Below are 21,334 nucleotides of genomic sequence, written 5' to 3'. Positions count from 1 at the left end.
TCCTTCGTGAGTGGACAGGGGGAACGGGGGCCGCGCCCGGACGTCGTCCGGACACCGCCCCCACGCGGTCACGCGGTCTGACGCGCGCGCCGCAGCAGGTCCTCGCGAGGCGACTCGTGGCCGCTCGCGGCGACGAAGGCGTCGAGCGCCTTCTCCTGCTCGTCGTTGAGATGTGACGGGACGGCGACCTGGAGCTTCACGAGCAGATCGCCCGTGCCCGACTTCCCGGAGAAGCCGCGCCCCTTGACGCGCAGCGTCTTGCCGCTCGAGGTGCCCTTGGGCACCTTGACGCGGATTGGGTCGCCGTCGACGGTGGGCACCTCGATCGTGGCGCCGAGCGCGGCCTCGGGGAACGTGATCGGTACGTCGACCGTCACGTTGCGCCCCTGCCGCCCGAACACGGGGTCTGGTCGCACCGCGACCTGCAGGATGAGGTCACCGTTCGGGCCGCCCGACGTGCTCGGTGCGCCCTTGCCCTTGAGGCGGATCTTCTGGCCGTCCTCGACACCGGCGGGGATCCGCACGGTGATGGTCTTGCCCTCGCCCGTCTGCAGGGTCACGGTGTCGCCGCGGAACGCCGTGCCGAAGCCCAGCGTCGTCGACGCCGTCTGATCGCGTCCCTTCTGCGGGCCACGCGGCTGCTGCGGCTGCCGGAACGAGCCCGCTCCGAAGCCGCCCCCGCCACCGCCGCCGAACATCGACCCGAGAAGATCCTCGAAATCGGCGTTCGAGTACTGCTGCTGCTGGCGGCCGCCGCCCTGGTTGAACATGCCGCCGAAGACGTCCTCGAAGCCGCCCCCGCCGCCCTGACCGCCCGGGGTGAACCGGGCGCCGGAGCCCATGGCCCGCAACTGGTCGTACTCGGCCCGCTCGGCGGGGTCGGAGAGCACCGAGTAGGCCTCGGAGATCTCCTTGAACCGCTCCTCCGCGGCGGGGTCGCCGGGGTGGGAGTCGGGGTGGAACTCGCGCGCGAGCTTCCGGTAACGCTTCTTGAGGTCCTGTTCGGAGACGTCCTTCGGCACGTCGAGGACCGCGTAGAAGTCCTTGTCGAACCAGTCCTGACTGGCCATCGATGATCCTTTCTGAGACAGCGGGGGCCCGGGGGCCGTTCGAGACGATTCCCCGGGCCCCTGCGGCCGACGTCGGCCGGTCCGCTACGAGGCGGGGACGGTGACGGCGACCTTGGCGACGCGCACGATGCGGTCACCCACGCGGTAGCCACGTTCGACGACGTCGGCGACGGTCTCGCCGTCGGCGTCGGGGCTCGGCAGTTGCGCGATCGCCTCGTGGATCTTCGGGTCGAACGTGTCACCCTTCTCGCCGTAGGCTTCGAGGCCCTGCTTGTCGAGGACGCCACGGAGTTTCGCGGCGATGACCGCGATCGGGCCCTCGGTCGGGAGGTCACCGTGCTTCTCGGCGCGGTCGAGGTCGTCGAGGACGGGCAGGATCGCACGGAGCACGTCGGCCGTCGTACGGTCCTTCGCCTCGAGTCGCTCCTGCTCGGTGCGCCGCCGGTAGTTCGCGTACTCGGCGGTCACGCGCTGCAGGTCGGCGAGCCGTTCGGCGGCGAGGCGATCGGCCGCCTGCGCCTCCTGCTCGGCGGGCGCCTCGTCGGCGCCCTCACCCGAGAGCAGCTTCGAGAGGTCCTCGTCGCTCAGCGACTGGCCGGAGTCACCGGCACCCGGCGCGGCCGGGGCGGATCCGTCCGCCCCGGCCTCGCTCCGAACCTTCCCGGTGACGGGGTCGATGCGCCGCTTGTCGCGGAAGATCGGCTCCTCGTGGTCGTTCGGGTTCTCGGTCGTCATCGTTACTTCTTGTCTTCCTCGTCGTCCACGATCTCGGCGTCGACGATGTCGTCGTCGTCGTTCGGGCTCGTTCCGGTCGTGCCCTGGTCACCCGCGGGTGCACCGCTCGGCGCGGCGGCCTCCTGCTCCTGGGCGTAGAGCGCCTGGCCGAGCTTCGACTGGCTCACGTTGAGCTTGTCGAGTGCCGACTTCACGGCCTCGTCGTCGTCACCGGCGAGCGCGGTCTTGAGCGCGTCCACGTCGGCCTGCACCTCGGACTTGACGTCCGCGGGGAGCTTCTCGTCGTTGTCCGTGAGGAGCTTCTCGACCTGGTAGGCCGTGTTCTCGGCGACGTTGCGTGCCTCGGCGGCCTCGCGACGCTTCTTGTCCTCGGCCGCGTGTTCCTCGGCCTCGCGCACCATGCGGTCGATGTCGTCCTTCGGGAGGCTCGAGCCGCCCGTGATGGTCATCGACTGCTCGGCGCCCGTGCCCTTGTCCTTCGCGGACACGTGGACGATGCCGTTCGCGTCGATGTCGAAGGTGACCTCGATCTGCGGCACGCCGCGCGGCGCGGGAGCGATGCCCGTGAGCTCGAAGGTGCCGAGGTTCTTGTTGTCGCGGGTGAACTCGCGCTCGCCCTGGAACACCTGGATCTGCACGGACGGCTGGTTGTCGTCGGCCGTCGTGAAGGTCTCCGAGCGCTTCGTCGGGATGGCGGTGTTGCGCTCGATGAGCTTCGTCATGATGCCGCCCTTGGTCTCGATACCGAGGCTCAGGGGCGTGACGTCGATGAGGAGGACGTCCTTGCGCTCGCCCTTCAGCACACCGGCCTGGAGCGCGGCACCGACGGCGACGACCTCGTCCGGGTTCACCGTCTTGTTCGGCTCCTGGCCGCCCGTGAGCTTCTTGACGAGCTCCGAGACGGCGGGCATGCGGGTGGAGCCACCGACGAGCACGACGTGCGAGATCTGCGACACGTTGATGCCTGCCTCGCGGATGACGTCCTCGAAGGGCTTGCGCAGCCGCTCGAGCAGGTCCTTCGTGAGGTCCTCGAACTTCGCACGCGAGAGCGTGACGTCGAGGTTCGCGGGGCCGTCCTCGGTCATCGAGAGGTAGGGGAGCTGGATGGTCGCGTTGAGCGAGCCGGAGAGCTCCTTCTTCGCCTGCTCGGCGGCCTCCTTGAGGCGCTGCAGCGCGATCTTCTCGTTCGAGACGTCGACGCCGGTCTGCTTCTTGAACTCCTCGATGAGCCACTTGACGATGCGCTCGTCCCAGTCGTCACCACCGAGTCGGTTGTCACCGGCCGTCGCGCGGACCTGGATCGTCGAGAAGTCGTCGTCCTTGCCCACCTCGAGGAGCGAGACGTCGAACGTTCCACCACCGAGGTCGAAGACGAGGATGAGCTCGTCCTCCTTGCCCTTGTCGAGGCCGTAGGCGAGGGCGGCGGCGGTCGGCTCGTTGATGATGCGGAGCACGTTGAGGCCCGCGATCTCACCGGCGTCCTTCGTCGCCTGACGCTCGGCGTCGTTGAAGTAGGCGGGGACGGTGATGACGGCGTCGGTGACCTTGTCGCCGAGGTACTGCTCGGCGTCGCGCTTGAGCTTGCCGAGGATGCGCGCCGAGATCTCCTGCGGCGTGTACTTCTTGCCGTCGATGTCGATGGTCCAGTCGGTGCCCATGTGGCGCTTGACGGACGAGATGGTGCGGTCGACGTTCGTGACGGCCTGGCGCTTCGCGGTCTCGCCGACGAGCACCTCGCCGTCCTTCGTGAACGCGACGACGGACGGGGTGGTCCGGAAGCCCTCGGCGTTCGGGATGACCTTCGGCTCGCCACCCTCGAGGACGGAGACGACGGAGTTGGTGGTTCCGAGGTCGATTCCAACGGCACGTGACATGTGCGATCTCCTTGGGTTGATGGTCGTTGTGAGGGGCACCGGCCGCCGGACACATCCGCCCGGGACCTGAGCCCTGATGACTCAAGTTTACAGTTGAGTCGAGATGACGCAAGTTCGGAAACCTGAAGGTTGAGTGTGAGTCACTCAACCTTCGCGACGAGCGTCGCACGCGAGGCTCCGCGCGAGCTGTGGACCGGGTTGTCCACACCCCAGTTCTCGGGGCACCCCACGTCGCGCGGATGTCGAGAGACTGTCACCACGCGCTCACAGGGGGTGAGCGCGGTGGGGAGATGACCTTCGTGTCCGAACCGATCTCGACGACGAGCGCCGGCCTCGGCCTCGTCGGCACCATCGCGAGCGCGGGCGGCGCGCTCGCCGTCACCGCCGTCGCGAGCGCACTCATCTGGTCCGCGACGGGCGTCGGCGCCGCGCCCTCCCTCGACCACGTCGACCCCGGCGCGGTCGACGACCCGGGCGTCGCCGCGCTCGCGAGCGAGATCGACCGGCTCACCGACGCCCTGTTCAGCGCACGGATCCCCGCCGGGACGTGTCGGCACGAGGGTGGCACACTCGTCGACGGCGTCCTGCCCGTCCCGTACGAGGACGGTCGCTACGCGGGCTCCGTGTGGATCCCGGGCGTCTCGATCGCGCACGACGACGGCACCGACTCGGCCGTTCGAGGGGACGAGCCGTTCGACGCGTCCGCGCTCGACGGCCGCCTCGCGTTCGGCGACGTGACGGGGGACGGTCTGCTCGACCTCGCCGTGATCCTCGAGTGCGATCTGGGTGGGGTCGTCTGGCCCGCGAACCTCTTCCTGTACCGGCAGACGCCGGACGGTGGTCTCGAGGTCATCGGCAGCGCGAACCTCGGCACCGTGGGCGACACCAACCGTTCGATGTTCGAGGAGGTCGAGTACCTCGACGGTGGCTTCACCGCACGCTGGATCGGGAACCGGCACGGCGCGAACGCCTCACCGCCCGACACGGCGCTCGAGGTGGCCGTGGGCATCACGGACGACGGACTCGACCTGACCGCCCTCACCGAGCGGCCGATCTCGTGAGCCGCACGGCGACGCCTCGGCCGCGGATGCGCCGCACCGTCACGCTCGTCGCGCTCACCGGCGCCGCCCTGCTCGCGCCGCTCGTCGCCGCCGGGCCCGGGCTCGCGGCACCACCCGTCCCGCTCGGCGCGACGACGCTGCTCGTCGTCGACGACTCCGCGTCGATGGCGCACACGCTCCCCGACGGCGAGTCACGGGCGAGCGCGGTCCGTGCCTCGTTCGCGGCCGTCGAGCAGCACGTCGACCTCCAGCGGGCGGGCGTCCTGACCTTCGGGTCGACCCTGCCGCGCTCCACCTCCTCGTGGGGCGACTCGTGCAACGACGTCCAGGTGGACGCCCGCCCGATCGACCCGTCGGTGTCGGTCGTCGATGCCGCCGCGAGCCCGAGCTCTCTCCTCGAGGGGCGTACCGGGACGGGTCGCTCGCCCGTCGCGGCGGCGCTCCGGACGGCCGCGAACCTCGTCGTTCCCGGTACACCCGCCCACATCGTGCTCGTGACCGACGGCACCGACGACTGCGCGGACGTCCCGGTCTGCGAACGGGTCGGGCAGATCCGTGCCGATCTTCCCGAGGCCCGCATCGACGTCGTCGCGATCGGCACGGCGGCAGTCGACCCGACGCGCCGCGAACACGCGTGCATCGCCACGGCAGGTGGCGGACGCTCCACGACCGCGGGCTCGACCGCACAGCTCACGGCCGCCCTCGGCGAGGTACTGGGGGCCTCGACGGGGAACGCCCTCGGGGCGACCGGTTTCGACGGCATCGCTCTCGGTGACACGCTCGGCCGCGCGGCGAGCGTCGCGCCGGAGCTCGTCGCGTCGCCCACCGACGTCGAGCCCGTCGTCGCCGAGACGCCCTCGGGGTGGATCCGATTCGACGCCGGCGTCGCGACCGAGTTCGTCCCGCGCGACCCGATTCCGACCACCGCCGGCCTCGCGGTCGGCGACCCACGCGAGCGGGCGCTCGCGCTGTACGGCGAGCCGATCGGTTCCGGTACGGGCGCACACGGCAGGTACGAGTACTTCGAGACGGGCCCTCGCAGCGGTGCCGCCTATCGGGTGACCGTCGACGGGGTGCGGATCACGCGCATCACGCTCGCGATCGCGGGCGAGCCCGACCGGGCACGGGCCGAAGGCGTGGCCGATGCGGCGGCGCTCCCCGCGATCGGGGCACCGACGACCCTCGACGGGCTCGACGTGACGCCCACCACGCGCGGGATCGGCCCCATCCTGATCGGCATGACCGAGGCCGAGCTCGTGGCGGCCGTGCCCGACCTCGGCATCTGGTCCGAAGAGGACGCCGGAACATGGACCAGCATCCCGTTCGATCAGTGGCGCGTCGGCTCGTCCGAGCCGAACGTGTGCGTCATCGCGGGCGACCTCGTGAACGGCGGCCCGCACATCACGATCCTCGACGGTCGCGTTGCCGCCGTCGCGACGAAGGCCGTCTCGCTCGATCGCATGTCCGAGCAACCCACGCGCGCCGAGATCGGCGCGGCCTTCGGCGCGGTGCGCCTGGAACAGGGGGTCGCCTACGAGCGCTGGGTCGTCGAGGGCGAGAACGGCACGCAGCTGCAGTTCTTCGACGCCGCCGGGCCCGGCCACCGCTACGACGGACGCAGCGTCATCTTCGTCGGCGTCTACGGCGAGGGGATCACGGGACGCGGTGTTCCCGCGGGCGAACCCTGTGTCCAGAACGATTACCGATGAACGGGACGAACGACATGAACGACCGGAGGAACGACGGATCGCACGAAAGCGCAGCCGACACCGACACCGAGCTGGTTCCTCCCCCTGAGTCACCGGGTGGAACGGGCGACGCGCGCCTCCCGGTTCCCGCACCGGTGGCCCCTCACGCGTGGGGATCACCTCTCGCCGCGGGGATGCCACCCGCACCGGTGGGACCTCACGCGTCGCTCGCACCGCCCGTCGCCGTGGCGCCGATAACGCAGGCGGTACCAACGGCACGGGGCGACGTCGGCACCCGACCGCTGCGCGCCCGCCGCGTCCCCCGACGCGTCGCCGTGCTCGCCCTCACGGGCGGCGTCCTCGCGGGCGCAGTGCTCGGGACGGGGTGGCACTTCCTCACCCTCACACCCCCGGTACCCGCGAGCGACATCGTGCAGGAATGCACCGTCGCCCCGCTCGATCCGGAGCAGGGCGACGGTGGAGACGAGCCGTGCGGTCAGCAGGCGCGAGCCAGGTGATCCTCCTCGGCGTCGGAGGCGGATCCGCGCTCTCCCGCCTCCGTCCGCCCGTCCGCCTCGCCGGGTGTCCGAGCGGAGGCGGGTGTGTCGAGCCACCCGAATTCGCGCAGCGCATCGACCGCGACGGCCCGCGCGGAGAAGGGGACGACCCGGCCGCCGACCTCGACGTCCGCCCGATGGCCGTGGCCACCGACGAACACGAGATCGCCGGGGCGCGCGAGCTCGATCGCGAGACGGATGCCGTCGCCCGGCTCGGGCACCTCGTGCACCTCGCGCTCCGGGAACTCGGTGCGGATCGTCTCGAGCAGGGTCGCACGGATCGAGGCCGGATCCTCGGTGCGGGGGTTGTAGTCGGTGACGATCACGACGTCCGTCTCCTCGCTCGCGGCGCGGGCCATCGCTGGCCGCTTGCCACGATCGCGGTCGCCGTCCGCGCCGAACACCATGAACAGGCGCCCGGGCGTGAACGGCCGGAGTGCGTGAAGCACCGCGCGGAACGAGGCCTCGGTGTGGCCGTAGTCGACGTAGACGCGGAGCGGGGAATCCATCGACACGAGATCCAGGCGTCCGGGAACCGAGGGGTGCAACCCGTCGCTCGAGTCGAGCGCGTAGCGGATGCGGTCGAGCGAGATACCGCTCTCGACGAGCGCGACGACCGCGAGCGACAGGTCGATCGCGGTGAACGCGCCGGGGAGTGCGATGCTCGAGCGCAATTGGACGCCGTCGGGCCCGACGAGCGTGAAGTCGGTGCGCGCGATGACCTCGTGATCGATGCGGACGGTCCAGTCCGCCGCCTCCGCATCGGGGCCCGCGGCCGTCGCGACGGTCGTGACCGGGACCCGCGCCTCCGACGCCGCACGACGACCCCATTCGCCGTCGAGCATGATCACGCCGCGACGCGTGTGCTCGGGACGGAAGAGCGCCATCTTCGACTCGAAGTACCGCTCCATCGTGCCGTAGACGTCGAGGTGGTCCTGCGACAGGTTCGTGAAGATCGAGACCTCGAAGGGGAGCTCGTCGACACGGTTCCCGTCGAGCCCGTGCGAGGACACCTCGATCGCCGCCGCCTCGACGCCGTCCTCCGCCATCCGGGCGACGAGACCGTGCAGGTAGTCCGCCTCGGGTGTGGTGAGGCGCCCGGAATGACGCGTCTCGACCGAACGCTCCCCGACGACCCGCTCGACGGTGCCGGAGAGCCCGGCGCGCATGCCGAGCGACTCGAGCAGCGCCCGGACGAGATAGGTCGTCGTCGTCTTCCCGTTCGTGCCGGTCACGGCGAACAGGGTCGGCGCGTTCGTCGCCGTGCCGTACACGGCGGCCGCCGCCGGTGCGATCGTCGCCCGGGGGTGCGGGACGACGACCACGGGGAGCCCGGCGGCGACCACGCGCCCGGAACCGTCCGCGTCCGTGAGGACAGCGGCGGCACCGGCTTCTCTCGCCTGTTCCGCGAACTGCGCACCGTGTACACGGGCGCCGGGAACGGCGACGTACAGATCGCCCGGGAGCACGCGCCGGGAGTCGCTCGTGACACCCGTGACGACGACACCGTCCCCGCCGATCACGGACTCCGCATCGACGGCAGCCCCGACGGTGGTCAGCGGGACGGGGCGGGGGGCGGTCGGTCGAGCGAGTTCGGGGAGCATGGTGTCCTCTCAGGGGCCGGGCACGACGAAACGGCCCTCGTCGGGCACGGGATCGTCGCGGGGGCGGGCCCTCGGATGTGAGCGATCCGGGGCGGCTGGGCGATAACGAAAACGTAACGGCCGCCGCTATGGATTCCCTATGGACGGAGACGGAGTCCGCCCAGGAATCGAACGGCACCCACGGAACGTGAGCGATTCTCGGTTCCCCACAGCGTGACCCGGCCGCGCTCGGTCGACACCGCCGTCCACAGAGCGACCGGAACAGGATGCCGTTCGGACACCCGCCCTCCCTAGACTGCGACCGTGCAGAACCGCGTATCCGGGGACCACCCCGAGTCGAAGCCGACGGACGAGCCGGACGACGGCCGCACCCCGACCGTCGACGGGAGCGCGAGGCTCACCCCGCGCGAACTCCGTCGCCGGTCGCTCTCCTGGGCGCTCTACGACGTCGGGAACTCGGCGTTCCAGGCCGTCGTCGTGACGTTCGTGTTCGCGACCTACCTGGCGTCAGACCTGTTCCTCGATCCCTCGGTCGTCGGGCTCCCCGCGGACGACCCCGCGTACATCGCCGCCCAGGCGGCATCGTCGACGCTCATCGCGAGTCTCATCGCCGCCTCGGGCGTCGTCGTCGCGCTCCTCGCCCCGGCGTTCGGGCTGCGCAACGACGGGTCGGGTCGACGCAAGCTCTGGCTCGCGATCCACACGGGCCTCGTCATCGTCATCATGTTCGGCATGTTCGGCATCCGTCCCGAACCCGCCTTCCTCGTGTGGGGCGCGGCCCTGCTCGCGATCGGCACCGTGTTCTCCGAGTTCGCGCAGGTGAACTACTTCGCGATGCTCTCGCAGGTCTCGACGCGCGCGAACGTCGGACGCACCTCGGGCATGGGCTGGGGCCTCGGCTACCTCGGCTCGATCGCGCTCCTGCTCCTGCTGCTCGTGCTGTTCATCCAGTCCTTCGGGACACCCGGCGTCGGTGGCCTCCTGCAGGTCCCCTCCGGCGCCGACGGGGATGCGCTCAACATCCGGATCGCGATCGTCGTCTCGGCCGTCTGGTACCTCGTCTTCGCGATACCGGTGTTCCGGGCGGTCCCCGAGAACCCGCGCGTCGAGGGGCACACGCGCATCGGCTTCTTCCGCTCGTACGTCGAACTGTTCCGCACGATCGCGCGGATCGGACGCCGCCAGCCGCGGGCGCTCGTGTTCCTCCTCTCGAGCGCGATCTTCCGCGACGCGCTCGCCGCGATCTTCTCGTTCGGTGCGATCCTCGCCGCGCAGGTCTACGGCTTCTCCTCGAGCGAGGTCATCTACTTCGCGGTCGCCGCGAACCTCGTCGCGGGGCTCGGCACGCTCGTCGCCGGCCGGCTCGACGACCGCTTCGGCCCGAAGGCGGTCATGGTCGTCTCGCTCGCGTGCCTCGCCGTGACGGCGATCGTGCTGCTGTTCCTCCCGAACACGCAGGCCGTGTTCTGGGTGCTCGGCCTGTTCCTGTGCCTGTTCGTCGGGCCGACCCAGGCGGCGAGCCGCTCCTACCTCACGCGCATGTCGCCCGTGGGCCACGAGGGCGAGATGTTCGGGCTCTACGCCACGACGGGCCGGGCCGCGAACTTCCTCACGCCGCTCCTGTTCGCCATGTTCGTCGCCCTCACGCAGAACACGAAGATGGGCGTCATCGGCATCGCCGTCGTGCTCGTGATCGGGCTCGCCCTGCTCATCCCCGTGCGCGCGCGGCCGACGAACGTCGACCTCCGGAGCGAGTGACCCGTCGGCCCCGACCGGACGAGCGGACACGCGGATGTCGAGACCGCGTGCGCGCATCGGTCCGCTCCCGGTCGCCGGACGGAGCGGCGGGCTCGGCGAGAGGCCGATCGGTCCGTGACGCCCGGAGTCGTGGTGGACGGCGGGCGATCGTCCCGCCGCGATCCCGCCGCCTAAGCTGAAGCGTCACCTCCGCCAAGGGAAGGCCGCGATGCGCCTCGCGATCCTCTGCATGCACACGTCGCCGTACGCCCCGCTCGGTTCCGCCGACGCGGGCGGCATGAACGTCGTCCTGCGTCATCTGACCGCCGAGTTCGCCCGGCTCGGGCACGACGTGCACGTGTACGTGCGCCGCATGGACCCCGCGGAACCGGCCGTCGCCGAGATCGCTCCGGGGCTCACGCTCCACCAGATCGATGCCGGCCCCGCCGTCGTGCTCCCGAAGAGCGAGATCGACGCCTGGCTGCACGACTACACCGAGGCCCTGCGCGCCGAGCCGCGGCCGGACGTCGTGCACTCGCACCACTGGATGTCGGCGATGGCGGGGCTCGAGCTCGCGCGCGAGTGGGACGTGCCCCACGTCGTGAGCTACCACTCGGTCGCGGCGCGTGAGGGCGCGCCGCTCTCGGAGGGCGAGCCGCCCGAGTCGCCGGACCGCGTCGCGGGCGAGGCACGCGCCGCGCGCGAGGCCGACGCGATCGTCGCCGTGAGCATCGCCGAGTCGCACACGGTCGAGCGCATCGGGGCCGATCCCGACCGCATCCGTGTCATCCGGCCCGGCGTCGATCTCGGACTCTTCGCTCCCGACGAGAGCGTGCGGTGCCCGAAGGAGGCACCGTACGTGCTGTTCGCGGCGCGGTTGCAACCGCTCAAGGCCGCGGACCTCGCGGTCGAGGCGATCGCGGGTTTCTCGACGCGGGCGGGCGACGAGTCGCCGCACCTGCGCATCGCGGGTGATGCGGGCAAGGACTTCGCGGACTACGACGCCGCCCTCGAGGAACTCATCGACGGACACGGCATCGCGGACCGCGTCGAGCGGCTCGGCGGGCTCGAGCGCGAGGACTTCGTCCCCCTCATGCGCTGCGCGAGCCTCGTCCTGTTCCCCTCCTACTCCGAGACGTTCGGGCTCGTCGCCCTCGAGGCCGCGGCGTGCGGCGTGCCGACCGTGGCGGCCCCCTCGGGTGGTCTCCACGAGGCGGTCGTGTCGGGCGTCAGCGGTGTCATCGTGCCCGGCCGGGTGCCGAGCCGCTGGCGCGAGGTCGTCTCGGGCCTGCTCGCCGACGAGGACGCCCGCAGCGCGCTCGGCCGATCGGCACGGGCGTGGGCGGAGACGCAGAGCTGGACGCGCTCGGCCGAGGCGCACCTCGAGTTCTACGCCGGTCTCGTCGCTGGACGCAGCGCCACCGAGCTCATCGCGGCCGCCCGACGCGGCGGCGGGCTCGACGAACCCCGCCTCGCGATCGAACGCGCGGCGCGCGAGCGCGACCACGAGGCGGTCTTCGGCGACGCCGGTCGCGTGCTCCTCGTGCACGCCCACCCCGACGACGAGACGCTCACGACGGGTCCGCTCGCGGCCTGGCTCGCCTCGCGCGGCATCGAGGTCGACCTCCTCACCGCGACGCGGGGTGAGCGGGGCGAGGTGCGCGACGCGCACGACCCCGAGCTCGCCGCCCTCGACGGGCCGGAGCGCATCGAGCGGATCGGGCTCGAGCGCGAGCGCGAGCGCGATGCCGCGTGCGACGCGCTCGGCATCACGGGACGCGCGTGGCTCGGCGAGGGGACCGCGCGGGCCGCGGGGCTCGACGAGCGCCGCTACGCCGACTCGGGCATGTCCTGGGTCACCGAGCGGATCGCGGGCCCGATCGACGACGTGGACACGACGACGCTCGCCCGCGCGTCGATCACCGAACTGTCCGGTGACCTCGAGGCCCACGTCCGGGCGACGGCGCCGGACGTCGTGGTCGTGTACGACCGCGACGGCGGCTACGGCCACCCCGACCACGTGCGGTTGCACGCCGCGACGCGTGTCGCCGCCGACCGCACGCGAACGCCCGTGGTCGAGATCGTCACGACGGGCCCCGCGGCGACGCCGACGCCGCCCGACCTCCCCTCCCCCGCACCGTTCGGCGCGCACCGCTGGCTGCACCTGCCCGAGTTCGAGGCACAGGTGCGCGAGGCGCTCGACGCGTACGGCACCCAGCTCGAGATCGCGGGACCCGACGTCGTGCACGTCGGTGGGCAGTACGACCCGCTCTCGACGAGCATCTGCCTGCAGCGGGTCTCCTGAGCGCCGGGGCGCCGCGCGGATCGTGCGCGGCGCCCCGATCGACCGTCAGCCCTTCACGCAGAGCACGGTCTGCAGGTGTGCGACGACCTCCACGAGATCGCGCTGCGACGCGATGACGTGGTGCAGGTCCTTGTAGGCCCCCGGCAGCTCGTCGAGGATCCCCGCGTCGCGTCGCGACTCCACGGTCCCGAGCTGCGCGGCGATCTCGCTCGCCCCCTCGTCGGTACCGCCGAACGCGCGTCGTGCGGCGTTCCGCGACATGCGCCGCCCCGCTCCGTGGGATGCGGAGGAGAAGGAGGCCGGGTTCCCGAGCCCCCGCACGATGTAGCTCCCCGTGCCCATCGAGCCGGGGACGAGGGCGAGCTCGCCCGCGCCCGCGCGGATGGCGCCCTTCCGCGTCACGAGCATCGGGCGGCCGTCGACGATCTCCTCGGAGACGTAGTTGTGGTGCACCGAGATCGTCTCCCCGAAGCGCACCGACGCCGCCTCGAAGTGCCGTTCGACGACGCCCTTGAAGAGCTCCATCATGACCGCGCGGGACCGCATCGCGTACTCCTGCGCCCAGTCGAGGTCGTGGCGGTACGTCGCCATCTCCGGGGTGTCGCGGAGGAACACCGCGAGGTCCCGATCGGGCAGGTCCTGGTTGTGCGGCAGTCCGCGCGCGACGGTGATGTGCCGCTCCGCGAGCTCCTTGCCGATGTTCCGGCTCCCGGAGTGCAGCGTGAGCCACACCGAGGCGTCCTCGGACGACACCGTCACCTCGAGGAAGTGGTTGCCGCCACCGAGCGTGCCGAGCTGGTGGTGCGCCTTCGACTCGAGCCGCTGCACGCTCGGTGCGAGCTCGCCGAAACGTCCCCAGAACGCGGCCGAGCCCCGGTCGAGCCGGAGCGGGCGCACGTCGACGGGGTCGTCGTGGCCGCGGAACCCCACGGGGATCGTCTGCTCGACCGCCGAACGGAGCACCGGCATCCGCTCGAGGTCGTCCGCCACGAGGGAGGTGCGGACGGCGGCGACACCGCAGCCGATGTCGACACCGACGGCGGCGGGTGAGACGGCGCGCTCCATCGCGATGACGCTCCCGACCGTCGCCCCCTTCCCGAGGTGCACGTCGGGCATGACGCGCACGCCGTGCACCCATTCCAGCGCCGCGATGTTGCGCAACTGCGCGAGCGCCGCCTGCTCGATCTCGTTCTCCGCCGCCCACATGAGCGTCGGCGCCCGCGCTCCAGCGAGCCGAACGGGCAGTTCGTCGGACATGATCGTTCCCTTCGTCGTGACCGCGGACCGGATGATCGCGCGGTCGGTTCCCACCTGACACACCGGGACGCGCGTGAACGACGAACGCCACCGGTGTGAACCGGTGGCGTGGATCCCGCGGACGACGCTCAGCGTCGCCGTCGGGTCGTCCCCCCGGTTCCGAATGCGGGCTCGAGGCCCTCGAACTGCTGCTGCAGTCGCTCGACGCGCGGATACGCGGTCGACGACGCCACGGCATCTCGCTTCGCGAGATTCGTGGGGGTGTCGGTGCGCACGGCGGCCTCACGTCGGAATCGGTCGGACGACCGCTCAGTCAAACAGCGGAATCCGCGGGCGTCAAGGGGTCGAAGGCGGGGAGCGGGCGCGACCGGGGCGCTCAGCGCCCCGGCCGGAACGCCCGCAGGCGAAGCGAGTTCCCGACGACGAACAGCGACGAGAACGCCATCGCGGCACCGGCGAGCATCGGATTGAGCATGCCGAAGGCCGCGAGCGGGATCGCCGCGGTGTTGTAACCGAACGCCCAGAACAGGTTGCCGACGATCGTGCGGTACGTCGCCCGCGAGAGCTGGATGGCATCGGCCGCCGCCCCGAGGTCGCCGCGCACGAGCGTGAGATCGCTCGCCTCCATGGCCGCGTCGGTTCCCGTGCCCATCGCGATGCCGAGGTCGGCCACCGCGAGCGCGGGGGCGTCGTTGACGCCGTCGCCGACCATCGCGACGCGGCGACCGCGACGCTGCAGGCGTTCGATCTCGGCGACCTTGCCCTCGGGCAGAACGCCCGAGACGACGTCGTCGATGCCGACCTCGCGCGCGACGCGCTCGGCGGCCGCGGCGCGGTCGCCCGTCAGCAGGATCGGATCGAGCCCGAGCCTGCGCAGTCGACGCACGGCCTCGGCGCTCGTGGGCTTCACCTCGTCGGCGACCGTCACGATCGCGGTCGGCGTGCCGTCGAGCGTGACGAGGACCGCGGTCACGTCCTCCGCGAGCAGTCGCGCCGCCTCGCCCGTCGCCTCGAACTCGTCGTCGGGGCGACCGACGAGGACGTCGACGCCGTCGACCGTTCCCCGCACACCGAAACCGGGCTCGTTGCGGAAGTCGCTCACCTCTCCGAGCCCACCGTCGGTCGTCGCCGCGTCGACGATCGCGCGCGCGACGGGGTGTTCACTGCGCGCCTCGACGGTCGCGGCGAGGCGCAGGGCCCGGGCGAGCACCCCGACGTCCGCGTCCGCCTCGTCGCCGGAGCTCGGGGACACGAGTGCGGTACCGCGCACGCGCATGACGCCGCTCGTGACCGTGCCCGTCTTGTCGAGCACGATCGTGTCGATGCCGCGAGAACGTTCGAGCGCCTCGGGGCCGCCGATGAGGATGCCGAGCTGTGCGCCGCGACCCGTCCCGACGAGGATCGCCGTGGGGGTCGCGAGCCCGAGGGCGCACGGGCACGCGATGATGAGGACCGTCACGGCGGCCGTGAACGCCATCTCGGGGCCGCCGCCGGCGACGAGCCACCCCACGAGGGTCACGACGGACACGACGAGCACGATCGGGACGAAGACACCGGAGATCCGGTCGGCGAGGCGCTGCACGCGCGCCTTCCCGGATTGCGCGTCCTCGACGAGCCTCGCCATGTGTGCGAGTCGCGTGTCGGCGCCGACGCGCGTCGCCTCCACGACGAGCGTGCCGGAGGTGTTGACGGTCGCGCCCGTCACGTCGTCGCCCGCGGCGACCTCGACGGGAACGGATTCGCCCGTCAGCATGGCGGTGTCGACGGCGGAGGCGCCCGTCACGACGGACCCGTCGGTCGCGATGCGCTCACCGGGGCGAACGACGAACCGGTCGCCGACGCGCAGGGCGTCGATGGGCATGCGCCGCGTCGTCCCGTCGGACTCCTGCACCTCGACGTCCTTCGCGCCGAGGTCGAGCAGCGCTCGGAGGGCGGATCCCGCCTCGCGCTTCGCACGCGATTCGAGCGAGCGGCCGAGCAGGAGGAACACGGTGACGCCCGTCGCGACCTCGAAGTAGACGTCGCCCGCGCCCGAGCCGGGCTCGAGGCGCCACTCGAACCCGTGGGTCATGCCGATCATGCCCGCGTGCCCGAACACGAGCGCGTAGACCGACCAGAGCATGGCGGCCGTGACGCCGATCGACACGAGCGTGTCCATCGTCGCGGTGCCGTGTCGGAGCCCCGCGAGCGCGGCCCGGTGGAACGGCCAGGCACCCCACGTCGCGACGGGGACCGCGAGCACGAGCGAGACCCACTGCCAGCCGGGGAACTGCCAGGCGGGGACCATCGCGAGCACGATGACGACGGCCGCGAGCGCGGCGCTCACGATCAATCGGATGCGCATGCGCCGCCGCGCCGCGGCGTCCTCGGCGGCGCGCTCGGCCGCCTCCGAGGCCGCGAGCGCGGTCGCGTCGACGTGTTCACGCGCCCCGTAGCCGATCGCATCGACCTCGGCGATGAGGCGATCGCGCAGCTCCCGGTCGCTCGCGAGACCGAGTGCCCCCGCTTCGGCGCGCACATCGGCACGTTCCGTCGCGTAGTTGACGCGGGCGTCGACGCCGTCGAGGCGATCCAGGCGCTTCTCGATGCGTGCCGCGCAGCTCGCGCACGTCATGCCCTCGATGTCGAGGGCGATGACGGTCGGGGACGCAGCCCGGTCGGCGTCGTCGGTGCGTTCAGGCGTCGACAAGCTCGTAACCCGCCTCCCCGATCGCGTCGCGGACGGCGGCGAGCGGCAGCGAAGCGGCGCTCTCGACACGCGCGGTGCCCTCGGGCGCGCTCACCTCGACGGCGGTCACGCCGTCGAGTCGCGCGAGTTCGTCGCGAACGGCGCCCTCGCAGTGGCCGCAGCTCATGCCCGAGATCGTGTAGGTGGTGATCATGGCGCCCTCCAGGTGGTCCTCGTTCGTGGGTGTGTCACGTGGGACACGGCGACAGAATACCCCCATGGGGTATTCAGCACCAGCGGTTCAGCTCTTGACGAGCCGCTCGATCGCGCGCGTCGCCTCCGCGATCTTCGCCTCGACCTCGCTCGAGTCCCCGCTCGCGACGCTCGCTTCGACCGCGCCCGCGACGCAGTGCCCCAGATGGTCCTGCAGGAGGAGCATCGCGACGCGATCGAGCGCGGACTTGACCGCGGAGACCTGCGTGACGACGTCGATGCAGTACGCGTCCTCGTCGACGAGACGCTGCAGCCCGCGCACCTGCCCCTCGATCCGGCGCAGGCGATTCTGCAGCGCGACGACGTCACCCGCGTAGCCGTGGTGCCCCGTCGCGTCGTGCGCGGAGCAGTGCTCCCCTTCGGGCGCACGGTCGAGTGCGTCCGGATCCTCCTCGACGGGGCGGGTGTCGATCGCGCTCGTGTCCTGCTGACTCATGCACACAGAATACCCCGGGGAGGTACCGATCCCCCGAGTGCGCCCGACGACGTCAGAGCCAGGCGGGCTCGAGGAACCCGAACTCGACGAGGTCGCGCACATCCGGGGCGAGCGACACGGCGAGCGCGGTGTCGTCGAGGCCCAGGAGCGCCGCGATCGCCGTGACGATCTGGGCGCCCGCGAGCTCGCCGTCGCACACCGAGACGAACGCCGCGAGCTCGGTCGAGAGGGGGAACGTGCGGCGGAACCCGCCACCCTGCCGCAGCAGGATCGCGCTCGGGTGCTCGTCGCCCGGCCGCGAGTGGCGCTCCTCGGTGACGTCGCCCGCGACGACGAGCGTCTCGTCGAACAGTGCCGTGTCGTCGAGGCCGCGCAGCCACTCGACGCGCTCGAACTCGCCCGCGACGACGGGACCGAGCGGTTGTCCGAGCGCGGTGCCGATCTCCTCGAACCTCCGGAGGACGGGGCCGGACGCGTCCCGGCGTCGGTGCAGGAGGAGCATCCCGAGCCCGACCGCATCGACCCCACGCCGCGCGAAGTCGTCCAGGTAGTGCTCGAACGCCGAGCGCCAGGAGCCGAGCTCCGCGTTCTCGGCCGCGTCGCGCAGCCACATGTCGGCGTATTCGACGCCGCCCGCCCGCTCACGCTGCACGACGTGCAGATCGACGTCGTCGGATGCCCACGACCCGACGCGCTCGTGCCACGACGCATCCCCCTCGTGGATCTCCCAGTTGCCGAGCATGCACGCGACGCCACCGGGCTCGAGGACGTCGCCCAGCCCCGTCACGAGGTCGTGCACGATCGCGTCGCCGGGCCGGCCGCCGTCCCGGTAGGTGTACTGCTCGCTCGCGCGCTCGTCGTCGCGGCGTGGCGTGATGACGAACGGCGGATTCGACACGACGAGGCCGAACCGTTCGCCCGCGACGGGCTCGAGAAGATCGCCGAGGCGGAGCGACACCCGCTCGTCGAGCCGCGCCGGCTCGATGCCGAGGGCCGGCGCGCCGAGCAGCAGGTTGAAGCGCGCGAACGCGAGCGCGCGGGCCGAGATGTCGGTCGCGACGACGTGCGCGACGTGCGCGAGCAGATGGATCGTCTGCACCCCCATGCCGACGCCGAGGTCGAGGGCGCGCTCGACGGGCGTGCGCGGTGTGAGCTGCGCGAGGGCGGTCGTCGCCGGTCCGATCCCGACGACGTGGTCCCGCCGCAGGGGGCGCGCGAGGCCGGGCAGTTGCACGCCACCGAGGTCGGATGCGACCCAGAGGTCGAGCCCCTCGTCGCTCGCGTACGGCCGCAGATCGACGAGGGCCCGGACCTCACCGTGCTCGTCGGCCGGCCCCACGAGCCGGAGGGCGACGAGCTCGTCGAGCGCCACGACGTGCTCGGCGCGCACGGGCTCGGCGAGCAGGAACAGGCGGACGAGACCGCTCGCGCCGGGCACCTGGGCGTCGTCGGCCTCGGCCGCCCGGTCGAGCACGATCGAGGCCGGTGCCAACAGATCGCGGTGCAGGGCCGCCGCGGGCTCCTCCCCGAGGAGCCGTTCGACCCCGTCGACCGTGTAGTCGGCCGCGAGCAGGGCGGCGCGCAGCCGCGCGATCGCGTCGAGGTCGTCGGTGCGAGGGGCGTCCGTCGGGTCGTCGAACGCGGACTCACGGGGCTCGGCGCCGGACGCCGCGGGGGAATCGATCACCCGCACATTATGGTCGCACCTCCCGCTCGGGTCAGGCGTCCGAGTCCGCCCCGGCACCGCTCGGGTCGCGGACGGCGGCGAGCTCGCGCAGCGTCCGGATGCGGTCCTCCACGTCGAACGTCGTACCGGCGAGCAGCACCTCGTCGGCCCCCGTCCGTGCCGCGAGCTCGTCGATCCCTGCCGAGACGACCTCCGCCGACCCGGCGAGCTGGAACCCCGCCATCGCGTCGAACAGGCCCCGATCGGCGACCCGGTCGGCGTACGCGGCCACCTCGTCGGGGGCGATCACCTTGCCGCGCGCACCCGTGAAGATCTGGTGGCGCATGACCTTCGCCGGCCCCGACAGGTACGACACCGTCTCGGGGTCCGGCCCGGTGAGCGCCGACACGCTCACCATGAAGTACGGCTCGGCGAGTGCGGGGGACGGCTCGAAGTGCCGTCGGTAGTGCTCGGCCGCGCCGACGGGGTCACCGTTCATCCCGAAGTGGTTGGCGTACGAGTACGGCAGTCCGAGCCGCCCGGCGAGCTCGGCCCCGAAGAGGCTCGAGCCGAGCATCCAGATCTCGGGCCGCGTCGCCTGGTCCGGCGTCACGAGCAGACGCCGACCACCCGCGGGCGCGGTGCGCGGATCGCCGAAGAGCCCGAGCAGCTCGACCACGTCGGCGGGGAACTCGTCGACCGCCTGCTGCGACGTGTCACGGCGCAGCGCGGCCGCCGTGAGCGGGTCCGTCCCGGGCGCGCGGCCGAGCCCGAGGTCGATGCGGCCGGGATACAGCGCGTCGAGCAGCGCGAACTGCTCGGCGACGACGTAGGGCACGTGGTTCGGGAGCATGACGCCACCGGAGCCGAGACGGATGCGTTCGGTCGCTGCGCCGATCGCGCCGAGGAGCACGGCGGGCGCGGTCGACGCGACCGACACGGTGTTGTGGTGCTCGGCGACCCAGAAGCGCCGATACCCGTGCTCGTCCGCCGCTCGGGCGAGTCGTATGGAGGCGGCGAGGGCCGCTGCCGAGTCCTGTCCGGTGCTGACGGTTGCGAGATCGAGGACGGAGAGGGGAACAGCAGACATATTGGTGCCAACGCCCGGGAGCCGTCCGGATATTCCCCTCGACGGGTGTCCCGCGGCGCCCGACATCCGTCTCGACGATGATGTCGCATCAGCCCACCGACGATGCCCCGCCACCGCGCCGCCGATACGATCGGAGCGCACCCGGCCCGAGCGACCGTCCCGTCTTCGCCCCGCGTCGGGGCCGGAAGGACGCACAGGTGACCGACACTCATCGGCGCGCGATGACCGCGATCGCCGTGCTGTTCCTCGTCCCCACGCTCACGGCGTGCGTGTCGGTCACCGCGACCCCCGCGGCGGGCGGCTACCAACCGTACGCTCCGGCCGTGGTGTCCGAGGAGGTCGCGCTCCGCGACACGTTCGACTCCTCGGCGCCGGAGACGCACGACTACTGGTCGAATCCCGACATGTTCGCCGACGCCGACGGCATGAACTTCACCGACCCCGACAACGGCATCACGGTCGGGGCGAGCGATCCCGCGACCGGCGCCTACTTCCCGCCGACGACCCCGACGCCCGCCGCGGAATCGACGAACGGGTACGGCGACATCGCCCAGGCGCAGCAGTACGACCGCGGCGGGCTCGGCGCATCGACGTTCGGCCGGCTCTACATGGCCTTCAACGGTCACAACGGCGTCTGCTCGGCGACCGTCGTCAACAGTTCGCGCGGTGACATCGTCGTGACCGCCGCACACTGCCTCATGGATCTCTCGGGCGATCGCAGTACGCCACAGAACGTCGTCTTCGTCCCCGGCGACGCCGGCAACGCGCAGACCCAGCCGTACGGCCAGTGGGCCGCGGTCGAGTACCTCATGCCGCAGAATTTCGTCGACAACGCACACGTCGAGGCCTCCGGATCCGTCACGGGAGCCGGCTGGACCACGGACTTCGCGTTCCTCATCATGGAGGAGAAGAACGGCCAGTCCATCCAGGACGTCACGGGCGGCCAGGGCATCTCGTTCGGCGTCCCGGTGCAGGCCATCACGCAGATCGGCTATCCGACCGCCGAACCGTTCGACGGGACGGACGAGTTCGTGTGCGCATCGACGAGCTGGACGCAGAGCTTCGCGGGCGGCTACAGCCATCCGTGCGACATGACGCCGGGATGCTCGGGCGGCGGCTGGTTGGCCTACTTCGACCGCACGCTCGGCGCCGGCTACATCATCGCGACGACCTCGACCGTCTCCCTGAGCGGAACGCCCACGACGAGCGGCTCGCCGCTCGGGAAGCAAGCGCTCGAACTGTACGAACAGGCGGACGCGAAGCAGTGACGGATCTCATCCCGCCGTCGCACATCGCACCTCCGTTCGCGCGAC

At 71.7% G+C, this 21,334-nt stretch carries 17 protein-coding genes; 6 read left to right on the top strand and 11 right to left on the bottom strand.

From position 1 onward, the window contains the following. Window positions 1–68: 68 nt before the first annotated feature. From HNR16_RS16205 to dnaK, 3 genes are all read right to left on the bottom strand, one after another. A complete protein-coding gene (locus tag HNR16_RS16205; RefSeq protein ID WP_158038879.1) occupies window positions 69–1,070 on the bottom strand; it encodes a DnaJ C-terminal domain-containing protein in 1,002 nt (333 codons plus the stop codon). A gap of 84 nt (window positions 1,071–1,154) precedes the next feature. Beyond that, the gene (locus tag HNR16_RS16200) at window positions 1,155–1,805 is read right to left on the bottom strand and encodes a nucleotide exchange factor GrpE (protein ID WP_158038878.1); all 651 of its coding nucleotides are present in this window, start codon (window positions 1,803–1,805) and stop codon (window positions 1,155–1,157) included. Between the two features lie 2 nt (window positions 1,806–1,807). Beyond that, window positions 1,808–3,679, bottom strand: a complete 1,872-nt coding sequence (gene dnaK / locus HNR16_RS16195; RefSeq protein ID WP_158038877.1) for a molecular chaperone DnaK — start codon at window positions 3,677–3,679, stop codon at window positions 1,808–1,810. A 299-nt stretch (window positions 3,680–3,978) separates the two neighbouring features. On the opposite strand from dnaK, the gene HNR16_RS16190 reads away from it, so the two are divergent. The 3 genes from HNR16_RS16190 (at window position 3,979) to HNR16_RS16180 (ending at window position 6,946) form a co-directional block, all read left to right on the top strand. Then, a complete protein-coding gene (locus tag HNR16_RS16190) occupies window positions 3,979–4,740 on the top strand; it encodes a hypothetical protein (protein ID WP_158038876.1) in 762 nt (253 codons plus the stop codon). A gap of 26 nt (window positions 4,741–4,766) precedes the next feature. Beyond that, window positions 4,767–6,449 carry a VWA domain-containing protein gene (locus tag HNR16_RS16185; RefSeq protein ID WP_158038875.1) on the top strand — a complete coding sequence of 561 codons (1,683 nt, stop codon included), beginning with the start codon at window positions 4,767–4,769 and terminating at the stop codon, window positions 6,447–6,449. A gap of 224 nt (window positions 6,450–6,673) precedes the next feature. Next, window positions 6,674–6,946, top strand: coding sequence for a hypothetical protein (locus tag HNR16_RS16180; RefSeq protein ID WP_158038874.1), 273 nt, complete (start codon window positions 6,674–6,676; stop codon window positions 6,944–6,946). On the opposite strand, the gene HNR16_RS16175 is transcribed toward HNR16_RS16180, so the two are convergent. Then, window positions 6,925–8,589, bottom strand: coding sequence for a Mur ligase family protein (locus HNR16_RS16175; RefSeq protein WP_158038873.1), 1,665 nt, complete (start codon window positions 8,587–8,589; stop codon window positions 6,925–6,927). The genes HNR16_RS16180 and HNR16_RS16175 overlap by 22 nt on opposite strands. Window positions 8,590–8,892: 303 nt before the next feature. Between HNR16_RS16175 and HNR16_RS18910 the strand changes: the two genes are divergently transcribed. Both HNR16_RS18910 and HNR16_RS16165 read left to right on the top strand, forming a co-directional pair. After that, on the top strand, window positions 8,893–10,347 hold the full coding sequence (locus HNR16_RS18910; RefSeq protein WP_158038872.1) for an MFS transporter: 1,455 nt from the start codon (window positions 8,893–8,895) through the stop codon (window positions 10,345–10,347). A gap of 208 nt (window positions 10,348–10,555) precedes the next feature. Further along, window positions 10,556–12,631 (top strand): glycosyltransferase, encoded by a 2,076-nt coding sequence (locus tag HNR16_RS16165; protein ID WP_158038871.1) that lies wholly within the window; start codon window positions 10,556–10,558, stop codon window positions 12,629–12,631. A gap of 45 nt (window positions 12,632–12,676) precedes the next feature. On the opposite strand, the gene HNR16_RS16160 is transcribed toward HNR16_RS16165, so the two are convergent. The 7 genes from HNR16_RS16160 to HNR16_RS16130 all read right to left on the bottom strand — a co-directional run bounded on the left by HNR16_RS16160 (window position 12,677) and on the right by HNR16_RS16130 (window position 20,021). Then, a complete protein-coding gene (locus HNR16_RS16160) occupies window positions 12,677–13,888 on the bottom strand; it encodes an RtcB family protein (protein ID WP_158038870.1) in 1,212 nt (403 codons plus the stop codon). A gap of 128 nt (window positions 13,889–14,016) precedes the next feature. Continuing rightward, on the bottom strand, window positions 14,017–14,163 hold the full coding sequence (locus tag HNR16_RS16155; RefSeq protein WP_179558306.1) for a hypothetical protein: 147 nt from the start codon (window positions 14,161–14,163) through the stop codon (window positions 14,017–14,019). Window positions 14,164–14,264: 101 nt separating this feature from the next. Then, window positions 14,265–16,577: a heavy metal translocating P-type ATPase gene (locus HNR16_RS16150; protein ID WP_263971448.1), complete on the bottom strand. Its 2,313-nt coding sequence runs from the start codon at window positions 16,575–16,577 to the stop codon at window positions 14,265–14,267. Next, on the bottom strand, window positions 16,564–16,770 hold the full coding sequence (locus tag HNR16_RS16145) for a heavy-metal-associated domain-containing protein (protein WP_218868471.1): 207 nt from the start codon (window positions 16,768–16,770) through the stop codon (window positions 16,564–16,566). Before HNR16_RS16145 ends, HNR16_RS16150 begins: the two co-directional genes overlap by 14 nt. Before the next feature lie 87 nt (window positions 16,771–16,857). Further along, on the bottom strand, window positions 16,858–17,265 hold the full coding sequence (locus tag HNR16_RS16140; protein WP_158038868.1) for a metal-sensitive transcriptional regulator: 408 nt from the start codon (window positions 17,263–17,265) through the stop codon (window positions 16,858–16,860). A gap of 52 nt (window positions 17,266–17,317) precedes the next feature. Then, window positions 17,318–18,952 carry a DUF7059 domain-containing protein gene (locus HNR16_RS16135; protein ID WP_225737708.1) on the bottom strand — a complete coding sequence of 545 codons (1,635 nt, stop codon included), beginning with the start codon at window positions 18,950–18,952 and terminating at the stop codon, window positions 17,318–17,320. A 31-nt stretch (window positions 18,953–18,983) separates the two neighbouring features. Beyond that, entirely contained in the window at window positions 18,984–20,021 is a 1,038-nt protein-coding gene (locus HNR16_RS16130) for an LLM class flavin-dependent oxidoreductase (protein ID WP_158038867.1), read from the bottom strand. A gap of 197 nt (window positions 20,022–20,218) precedes the next feature. Between HNR16_RS16130 and HNR16_RS16125 the strand changes: the two genes are divergently transcribed. Beyond that, entirely contained in the window at window positions 20,219–21,289 is a 1,071-nt protein-coding gene (locus HNR16_RS16125; protein WP_158038866.1) for a trypsin-like serine peptidase, read from the top strand. The last annotated feature ends 45 nt before the right edge of the window (window positions 21,290–21,334 follow it).

Source organism: Pseudoclavibacter chungangensis, assembly GCF_013410545.1.
GTDB classification, from domain to species: Bacteria; Actinomycetota; Actinomycetes; order Actinomycetales; family Microbacteriaceae; genus Pseudoclavibacter; species Pseudoclavibacter chungangensis.
The sequence above is the reverse complement of the archived record's forward strand: the minus strand, read 5'-3'. Positions and strand labels throughout refer to the sequence as shown.

Coding starts and splice junctions, on each gene's coding strand:
- HNR16_RS16185 (WP_158038875.1), top strand. CDS start 4,767: ATGCGCCGCACCGTCACGCTCGTCGCGCTCACCGGCGCCGCCCTGCTC.
- HNR16_RS16175 (WP_158038873.1), bottom strand. CDS start 8,589: ATGCTCCCCGAACTCGCTCGACCGACCGCCCCCCGCCCCGTCCCGCTG.
- HNR16_RS16140 (WP_158038868.1), bottom strand. CDS start 17,265: ATGAGTCAGCAGGACACGAGCGCGATCGACACCCGCCCCGTCGAGGAG.
- dnaK (WP_158038877.1), bottom strand. CDS start 3,679: ATGTCACGTGCCGTTGGAATCGACCTCGGAACCACCAACTCCGTCGTC.
- HNR16_RS16130 (WP_158038867.1), bottom strand. CDS start 20,021: ATGTCTGCTGTTCCCCTCTCCGTCCTCGATCTCGCAACCGTCAGCACC.
- HNR16_RS16145 (WP_218868471.1), bottom strand. CDS start 16,770: ATGATCACCACCTACACGATCTCGGGCATGAGCTGCGGCCACTGCGAG.
- HNR16_RS16165 (WP_158038871.1), top strand. CDS start 10,556: ATGCGCCTCGCGATCCTCTGCATGCACACGTCGCCGTACGCCCCGCTC.
- HNR16_RS16200 (WP_158038878.1), bottom strand. CDS start 1,805: ATGACGACCGAGAACCCGAACGACCACGAGGAGCCGATCTTCCGCGAC.
- HNR16_RS16205 (WP_158038879.1), bottom strand. CDS start 1,070: ATGGCCAGTCAGGACTGGTTCGACAAGGACTTCTACGCGGTCCTCGAC.
- HNR16_RS16160 (WP_158038870.1), bottom strand. CDS start 13,888: ATGTCCGACGAACTGCCCGTTCGGCTCGCTGGAGCGCGGGCGCCGACG.